The sequence below is a fragment of the Pantoea sp. CTOTU46764 genome, assembly GCF_031974595.1.
In the GTDB taxonomy this organism is placed as follows: domain Bacteria; phylum Pseudomonadota; class Gammaproteobacteria; order Enterobacterales; family Enterobacteriaceae; genus Pantoea; species Pantoea trifolii.
The window spans coordinates 48,258-56,154 of sequence record NZ_DALYOQ010000006.1; the positions used below are offsets into that span (position 1 = coordinate 48,258).

A 7,897-nucleotide genomic window follows, 5' to 3' on the forward strand; every position below is an offset into this window, starting at 1 on the left:
GATGAAGAAGAAAAGACCGGTATTACAGGACGTTGCCGATCGCGTCGGCATCACAAAAATGACCGTCAGCCGCTACCTGCGCAACCCAGATCAGGTCTCGGTAGCGCTGCGCGATAAGATTGCCGTGGCGCTGGATGAGCTCGGTTACATCCCCAATCGCGCACCCGACATGCTCTCCAACGCCACCAGCCGCGCCATCGGCGTGCTGCTGCCTTCGCTGACTAACCAGGTTTTCGCCGACGTCTTGCGCGGGATCGAAGCCGTCACCGACGAAGCGGGTTATCAAACGCTGGTGGCGCACTTTGGCTATAACGCGCAGAAAGAGGAGTTGCAGCTGCGATCGCTGCTCGGCTGGAACATTGATGGCGTAATCCTCACCGAGCGTACCCATACGCCAGGCACGCTGCGCATGCTGGAAGTGGCGGGCATTCCAGTGATTGAGATGATGGATTCGGTAACGCCGTGCCTCGATATGGCGGTGGGCTTCGATAACGTCGAAGCCGCGCGGCAGATGACGCATGCTATTCTGAAAAAAGGCCATCGCCACACCGTCTATCTCGGCGCGCGCCTTGATGAACGTACCTTGCAGAAGCAGCAGGGCTACGAAAAAGCGATGCGCGAAGCGGGGCTCACGCCACACAGCGTGATGATGGAGGATGCCTCTTCGTTCAGCGCCGGCGCGCAACTGCTGTGTGAAGCGCAAAAGCGTTATCCCGAAACCGACAGCCTATTTTGTACCAACGATGACCTGGCGGTGGGCGCGATGTTTGAGTGTCAGCGTCAGGGATTGCGTGTGCCGGAGCAGATGGCAATTGCTGGTTTTCACGGGCACGACATCACGCAAGTGGTCAATCCGCGCCTGGCCACGGTGTTAACGCCGCGCGAGCGTATGGGACGGGAATCGGCAGCGATGCTGCTGGCGCGGATTGGTGGCGATCGCACGATGACGCAACCGCTGGATGTTGGATTTGAAATCTCCGAAGGTGACAGCATCTGATTTTGGCGATTTTTTGAGTCAGTTCACACTTTCGTGCTTTTCCGCCTGAGAAGGGTTGCCAGCCTTTAAGTGGGCTCTGACAATGGCAACTCGATTTGTTATCGGTAACATTGGGCAGAATTCACTGCCGGAGCGCAAAACAATGACTACGCCATCTCCATCACACCACGTCTTTATCCTGATGGGCGTTTCCGGCAGCGGAAAATCTGCCGTCGCCAATCAGGTCTCTCACCAGTTAAACACCGCGTTCCTCGATGGGGATTTCCTCCATCCGCGCAGCAACATCATGAAAATGGCCGATGGTCATCCGCTGGATGATACAGATCGCCAGCCGTGGCTGCAGGCGCTGAATGATGCGGCATTTGCCATGCAGCGTACCCAAGAGATCTCCATCATCGTCTGTTCGGCGCTGAAAAAGTCCTATCGCGACATTCTGCGTCAGGGCAACGAGAACCTGAAATTTATCTATCTGCAGGGCGACTTCGAAACCATCGAATCCCGCCTGAAAGCGCGTAAAGGCCACTTCTTCAAACCGCAGATGCTGGTGACGCAGTTCGCCACGCTGCAGGAACCCGGCGCGGATGAGCCCGATGTACTGGTGGTTGATATCAATCATTCACTGGATGAGGTAGTTGCGGCCACGGTTGCGACCATTGAGGGTGCAATCAATAAGGGTTAGTCATGAGTACCGCAACGTTAGTGTTAACCGCAGCAGGCTCTGTCCTGCTGCTGCTGTTTTTGGTGATGAAAGCGCGTATGCACGCCTTTGTTGCCCTGATGTTAGTCTCCATTGGTGCCGGTCTGTTCTCCGGCATGCCGCTCGATAAAATCGCTGAAACCATGGAAAAAGGCATGGGCGGAACGCTCGGCTTTCTCGCCATTGTGGTGGCGTTGGGCGCGATGTTCGGCAAAATCCTGCATGAAACCGGCGCAGTTGATCAGATCGCCATCCGCATGTTGAAAACCTTTGGTGAAAGCCGCGCACACTATGCGATGGGCGTCGCCGGATTGATCTGTGCATTGCCGCTGTTCTTTGAAGTGGCGGTAGTGTTGCTGATCAGCATTGCGTTCGCCGTAGCGCGTCGTACTAAAGGCAATTTGGTTAAGCTGGTGATCCCGCTGTTTGCCGGCGTTGCGGCTTCTGCCGCGTTTCTGTTGCCGGGACCGGCACCGATGCTGCTGGCTGCGCAGATGCACGCCGATTTTGGCTGGATGATTCTGCTGGGCCTGTGCGCGGCGATTCCGGGCATGCTGATTGCAGGTCCGCTGTTTGGCAGCTTTATCGCGCGTCACGTTAGTTTTAGCGCGCCACCGGAAGATCATCAGCCGGAAGTGGAAGAGGGCAAACTGCCGTCGTTTGGCTTCAGCCTGGCGTTGATTCTGTTCCCGCTGCTGCTGGTGGGCCTGAAAACCATCGGCGCACGCTTCACTACGCCGGGTTCCCATCTGTATGAGTGGCTGGAGTTTATCGGCCATCCGTTCACCGCGATTTTGCTGGCCTGTCTGGTGGCGATTTATGGCCTGGCTTATCGTCAGGGCATGGATAAAGAGAAGGTGATGCAGGTGTGCGGCAGCGCGCTGCAACCGGCGGGCATTATTCTGCTGGTGATTGGTGCGGGCGGCGTGTTTAAGCAGGTGCTGGTGGATTCGGGCGTTGGCCCGGTTTTAGGGCATGCGTTGACCGGCGCAGGTATGCCGATTGCGCTGGCGTGCTTCATCCTTTCTGGCGCAATTCGCGTGATTCAGGGTTCGGCCACCGTGGCCTGTTTAACTACCGTTGGTTTAGTGATGCCGGTGATTGAACCGCTGCACTACAGCGGCGCGCAGCTGGCTGCGCTGTCGATCTGTATCGGCGGCGGCTCGATCATTATCAGTCACGTGAATGATGCCGGTTTCTGGCTGTTTGGTCGCTTTACCGGCGCCACCGAAGCCGAAACGTTGAAGACATGGACGCTGATGGAAACCATTCTGGGCACCACCGGCGCGATTGTTGGCATGATTGCGTTTAGTTTGTTGTCGTAAATTTGGTGTGGTCGCCATCAATGGCGACCCTACGAAACGACATTTAATCCTCTTCCCGCTCGTCATCCGGCTGATCTAAAACCGTGTACGCCACGGCGCAGAACAGCGAATTCAAACGCTTCATATCGCCCAGTAAACCCAGATGCAGCGAGCTGGTTTCGATGCTTTGCACATTCTGCAGATGCAAACGCTCAACGTGCGCGTGCGAAAAACGGCGAATCAGGATGCGGAAGCGATGCTTAGAGCGGCGCAGGCGCTTGGCGCTAGTGACATCGTGCGACAGAAACACTGACAAACTCAGGCGCAGGTTATACAGCACCTGCTCCTGCAAGGTTTGCAACTCCTCTAATCCCTCCGCAGAGAAGGCGCGGCGCGCGGTCAGCGACTTATCCGCTACGTCGGCACACATGCGTTCGATAATGTCGCCCGCCTGTTCCAGGTTGAGCGCCATCTCAATGATCTCCGCCCAGCGGCGTGAATCATCCTCCGGCAAGTCCTCTTTCGGCATACGCGCCAGATAGAGTTTGATCGCGGTGTAGAGCACATCCACATCATCATCCAGCCGCCGCACCGCGCGCTCTTCGCGCAGGTCGCCGTGCACCACTTTATTGAATGACTCAATCATCTGCTCGACCACATCGCCGATGCGCAGCGTTTCACGCGAAGCATTAGCCAGCGCTAACGCGGGCGTATCCAGTGCGCTGCTGTCGAGGTGTTTGGGTTTCAGATGCGTTTCGTTTTCAGGATCATCGGCGATCATACGGCGGCACAGGCGCGCCATCGGATCGGCAAACGGCACCATGACCAAGCAGCGGATCAGGTTGTAGAAGACGTGGAAGAAGATGACCAGCTCTTCATCGTTGACCGGCATTTTATCCAGCACGTCGGCTACCACATTGACGAACGGCAAAATGGCGATGCTGCCAATCAGCTTAAACAGCAGGCTACCGAGCGCGACGCGTTTGCCCGCCGCGTTGGAGCCGCTGGCGTTGATCATCGCCAGCAAGCCGCTGCCGAGGTTGGCACCAATCACCAGACAGAGTGCCACTTTGAAGGAGATCACGCCGGTGGCGGTCAGCGTGGCGGTAATCAGTACCGCCGCAAGGCTGGAGTAACTGATGATGGCGAACACCGCGCCAATCAGCGCATCGAGCATCACGTCGCCGGTCAGCGTTGAGAACAGCACCTGAACGCCCGCCGCCTGAGTGATGGGTTTGGCGGCCGCCACAATCAGCTGCAGCGCCAGCAGAATCAGTCCGAGCCCAATACTGGCGCGGCCCAGCTGCCCAACGCGCGTTTGCTTGCGGCTGAGGAAGAACACCACGCCAAAGAAGATAAACAGCGGCGACAGCCACGACAAATCAAAAGTCAGGATGCGCGCCATGATCGCGGTCCCGACATCCGCGCCCAGCACCACCACCAGCGCGGGCGTCAGGCTCACCAGATTCTGCGCAACAAAGGAGGTAACCAACAGCGTGGTGGCGTTACTGCTTTGTACTAGCGCTGTCACGCCGATGCCGGCAAGAAACGCCATCGGTTTTTTTTCGACGCTGCGGCTGAGTACGCGACGCAGATCGGCACCGTAAACGCGCATGATGCCGGTTCGCACAATGTGTGTGCCCCACACCAGCAGCGCAACGGCGGAGAGTAGATTAAGCAGAGTTAACACGTATAGAGGCTCCTCATCCGTCAGGCTCAAATCACACCGATTGCCAGCCTGACGGTGAGCACAACCGGTAAAACCTTCGCCGCGTTGTGTCGCCTTTTTTCGTTTAAATTAAGCAACCTGGCGCAACGTCGACATCTCTAACTGTAGCCCAATCTGCATGCCTGCGGGGTGCAAATCTGCTGCGCTGCGGTTTAACACATCAACAGACAGCTCGATATTTTGTGCTGCTACGCGGTAGCGAATCACGTTGCCAAGCAAGCTGTGGCTGAGGATGGTGGCGGGAATGCCAGCCTGCGATGCGCACAGCTGGATCGACTCCGGGCGAATCGCTACCTGGCCGCTGTAAGGTTGTCCGGTCAGCTGCGTTGCCTGTTCCGCGCTCAGCAGGTTGTAGTTGCCAATAAAGCCAGCGGCAAACAGATCGGCCGGTTGGGTATAGAGCATTTCCGCGTTGCCGTTCTGCACGATCTTGCCCCGATTCATCAACACGATGCGATCGGACATGGTCAGCGCCTCTTCCTGATCGTGGGTGACAAACAAGGTGGTGAGTTTCAGCTCGCGCTGAATATTGCGGATCTGTTCGCGCAGATGGCGACGAATGCGCGCATCCAGCGCCGACAGCGGTTCATCCAGCAGCAGCAAGCGTGGACGCGTCACCAGCGAACGCGCCAGCGCCACGCGCTGACACTGTCCGCCAGAGAGCTGATGCGGATAACGCCGCGCGAACTCGGTGAGTTCCACCAGCGCCAGCACCTCCATCACGCGCTTTTGAATCTCGCCGCTCGCCAGTTTCTGCATCTTCAGGCCAAACGCCACATTCTTCTCAACCGTCATGTTGGGGAACAGCGCGTAACTCTGAAATACCATGCCGATGGTGCGCTTCTGCGGCGGCAGCGGCACGATATCCTGACCTTGCAGCAATACTTTGCCGCTATCCACTTCGGTCAATCCGGCGATGCAGCGCAGCAGCGTGGATTTGCCGCAGCCGCTAGGACCGAGCAGCGTGACAAATTCGCCTTCTTCGGCGCTGAAATCGATATTTTCAAAAATGGCGGTTGGGCCGTAGCTTTTATTCAGCTGGGTGACGCTCAAATAACTCATGGTCAGCCTCGTTCAGGATTGAGGGCATTCGCCAGCCAGGTGACCAGCAGGACGACGGCAAAATAGGAGATCACCAGCGCGCTGGTGAAGTGGCCGCTGCCGTTGCGCATGTTAAACAGATACACCTGCAAGGTTTCATAGCGGGTGCCGACCAGCATATTGGCGAAGACAAACTCGCCAATCAGGAAGGAGAAGGAGAGCAGCACCGCGATAAACACGCCTTTGCGCAGGTTCGGCAGCACCACAAACAGCGCCGCTTGCCAGGTGCTGGCGCCGAGCAGCTGGGCGGCATCAATCAACTCTTTCAGGTTGATGGCCTGCATATTGTTGGAGATGGCGCGATAGATAAACGGCAAGGCGATGGTGAAGTAGCAGCCGATCAAAATCCACGGTGTGCCGGTGAGCATCAGCGGCGACGACGAATAGAGCTGCAGCAGGCCGACCGACGAAACCACCGGCGGCACGGCGAAGGGCATCAGGATCAGCACGTTCATCACCGCATCCAGCTTCGGATAGTAGTAAGCGATCACAAACATGGCAGGCAGCACCAGCACCAGCGAGAACAGCAGCGCACCGAAGCAAACCAGTAACGAATGACCGAGCGCGGTGAGGAAACGCGGATCGCTCCATAGCGCGCTGAGCCACTTCAGCGTAAAGCCCTGCGGCAGGATGGTATCGCTCCAGCTGGTGGAAATGCCGTACAGCAGCGTCGCCAGCAGCGGCGCGGCTAAAATGCCCAGCAGCAGCCAGACAATCAGGCGATGGTAAAATTTTTCCGCGCGCGACAAGGTTGGCTCCTCAGGAAGGTTTGGCGTTGAGATAGCTGCGGCGCACCAGATACTGCTGCACCACGGTAATCAACGCCATAATTAACACCAGCAGCATCGCCAGCGCGCCGCCGGTGTTGGGATCAAGCGAGATATCGCCGGATACCAGCGCAGCAATGCGCACCGGCACCACGTTAAAGTTGCCGGTGGTGAGCGCGTAAATGGTGGCGTACGCGCCGAGCGCATTGGCGAGCAGAATCACGAACGTCCCAAGCAGCGCCGGGAACAAAATCGGCAAACCGATGTGCCACCAATAGCGCCATCGGCCTGCACCCAGCAGCGCGGCGGACTCTTGCCAATCCTGACGCAGCCCATCAAATGCCGGATAGAGCAGCAAAATGCCGAGCGGGATTTGGAACCAGGTGTAAACCAGCACCATGCCGTCACGCGAGAACAGTTTGAAGCCCTCCAGCACGCCATAATGGCGCAGCAGCAGCGTCAGACAACCGTTCAGTCCGAGCAGAATGACAAAGGCAAACGCCAGCGGCACACCGGCAAAGTTGCTGGTCATGTTGGTAAATGACATCAAAAAGCGCTGAAAACGGCCGCTGCCGAGGCGATGTAGCGAGTATCCGGCAACCAGCGAGATCAGCAATCCGTAAATGCTCGACCAGATGGAGATGTCGAGCGACAGGCGAAACGCCTGCAAATAGAACGGCGAGGTGAGGATATCGCTGTAGTTGTCGAAGCCCCAACGCTCATTGATGTCGCTCCAGAAGCTGTTGATGGCAATCCACAGCAGCGGCGCGAGCTGGAATGCCACCCAGAACAGCGCAAACGGCAGCAGCAATAGCGCGGCGAGCGTTTTGCCTTTCATTACTGCGGCTCCGCCAGTAACGCGCGACATAGCGGTTTGTCATGTTCGACGCCGAGCAAGGTGCACACGATGCCGCACAGTTCGGTCTGCTGCGGCTGGAGATCCGGCTGCAGCGAGAAACCTTTACCAAACACGAACAGCGGCACCTGGGTCTCTTCCGGCAAAATGCCGCCGTGCGAGCGGTCATCGTTCATGCCGTGATCGGCGGTGACAATCACCTGATAGCCAGCCGCCAGCCAGTCCGGCATCCACTGCGACAGATAACCATCGGCCATGCGCGCGCGGTTGCGATATTGCGGCGATGACAAGCTGTGCTTGTGCCCGGCATCGTCAATGTTCATCGGGTGGATCAGCAGGAAGTCAGGATCGTGCCGCAAACGCAGGCTTTCTGCGTCTTCGAACAGGTGGGAATCCGGATAACCGTCGTCCCAGTAAAAGTGGCCGTACTGAATGGGCCGATCGGG

The 7,897-nt window shown here is 57.6% G+C and carries 8 protein-coding genes; 3 read left to right on the forward strand and 5 right to left on the reverse strand.

Annotated features, from left to right (window positions below; all coding sequences use genetic code 11):
• The first annotated feature begins 1 nt into the window (after position 1).
• From gntR to gntU, 3 genes are all read left to right on the forward strand, one after another.
• Positions 2 to 997 carry a gluconate operon transcriptional repressor GntR gene (gntR, locus tag RTM06_RS03960; protein WP_154194851.1) on the forward strand — a complete coding sequence of 332 codons (996 nt, stop codon included), beginning with the start codon at positions 2 to 4 and terminating at the stop codon, positions 995 to 997.
• Positions 998 to 1,139: 142 nt separating this feature from the next.
• On the forward strand, positions 1,140 to 1,676 hold the full coding sequence (gene gntK, locus RTM06_RS03965; RefSeq protein ID WP_008109916.1) for a gluconokinase: 537 nt from the start codon (positions 1,140 to 1,142) through the stop codon (positions 1,674 to 1,676).
• A gap of 2 nt (positions 1,677 to 1,678) precedes the next feature.
• On the forward strand, positions 1,679 to 3,019 hold the full coding sequence (gene gntU / locus RTM06_RS03970; protein WP_154182470.1) for a gluconate transporter: 1,341 nt from the start codon (positions 1,679 to 1,681) through the stop codon (positions 3,017 to 3,019).
• Positions 3,020 to 3,062: 43 nt separating this feature from the next.
• Here the strand turns inward: gntU and RTM06_RS03975 are convergent, their stop codons facing one another.
• From RTM06_RS03975 to RTM06_RS03995, 5 genes are all read right to left on the reverse strand, one after another.
• A complete protein-coding gene (locus RTM06_RS03975; protein WP_008109921.1) occupies positions 3,063 to 4,688 on the reverse strand; it encodes a Na/Pi cotransporter family protein in 1,626 nt (541 codons plus the stop codon).
• Positions 4,689 to 4,796: 108 nt separating this feature from the next.
• Positions 4,797 to 5,789, reverse strand: coding sequence for an ABC transporter ATP-binding protein (locus tag RTM06_RS03980; protein WP_312180091.1), 993 nt, complete (start codon positions 5,787 to 5,789; stop codon positions 4,797 to 4,799).
• Positions 5,790 to 5,791: 2 nt separating this feature from the next.
• Positions 5,792 to 6,577 carry an ABC transporter permease gene (locus RTM06_RS03985; protein ID WP_312180092.1) on the reverse strand — a complete coding sequence of 262 codons (786 nt, stop codon included), beginning with the start codon at positions 6,575 to 6,577 and terminating at the stop codon, positions 5,792 to 5,794.
• A gap of 10 nt (positions 6,578 to 6,587) precedes the next feature.
• The gene (locus RTM06_RS03990) at positions 6,588 to 7,433 is read right to left on the reverse strand and encodes an ABC transporter permease (protein ID WP_008109927.1); all 846 of its coding nucleotides are present in this window, start codon (positions 7,431 to 7,433) and stop codon (positions 6,588 to 6,590) included.
• A partial coding sequence (locus RTM06_RS03995) for an alkaline phosphatase family protein (protein WP_312180094.1) occupies positions 7,433 to 7,897 on the reverse strand: 465 nt, incomplete at its 5' end. The genes RTM06_RS03990 and RTM06_RS03995, both read right to left, overlap by 1 nt.

Coding starts and splice junctions, on each gene's coding strand:
- gntR (WP_154194851.1), top strand. CDS start 2: ATGAAGAAGAAAAGACCGGTATTACAGGACGTTGCCGATCGCGTCGGC.
- gntU (WP_154182470.1), top strand. CDS start 1,679: ATGAGTACCGCAACGTTAGTGTTAACCGCAGCAGGCTCTGTCCTGCTG.
- gntK (WP_008109916.1), top strand. CDS start 1,140: ATGACTACGCCATCTCCATCACACCACGTCTTTATCCTGATGGGCGTT.
- RTM06_RS03980 (WP_312180091.1), bottom strand. CDS start 5,789: ATGAGTTATTTGAGCGTCACCCAGCTGAATAAAAGCTACGGCCCAACC.
- RTM06_RS03990 (WP_008109927.1), bottom strand. CDS start 7,433: ATGAAAGGCAAAACGCTCGCCGCGCTATTGCTGCTGCCGTTTGCGCTG.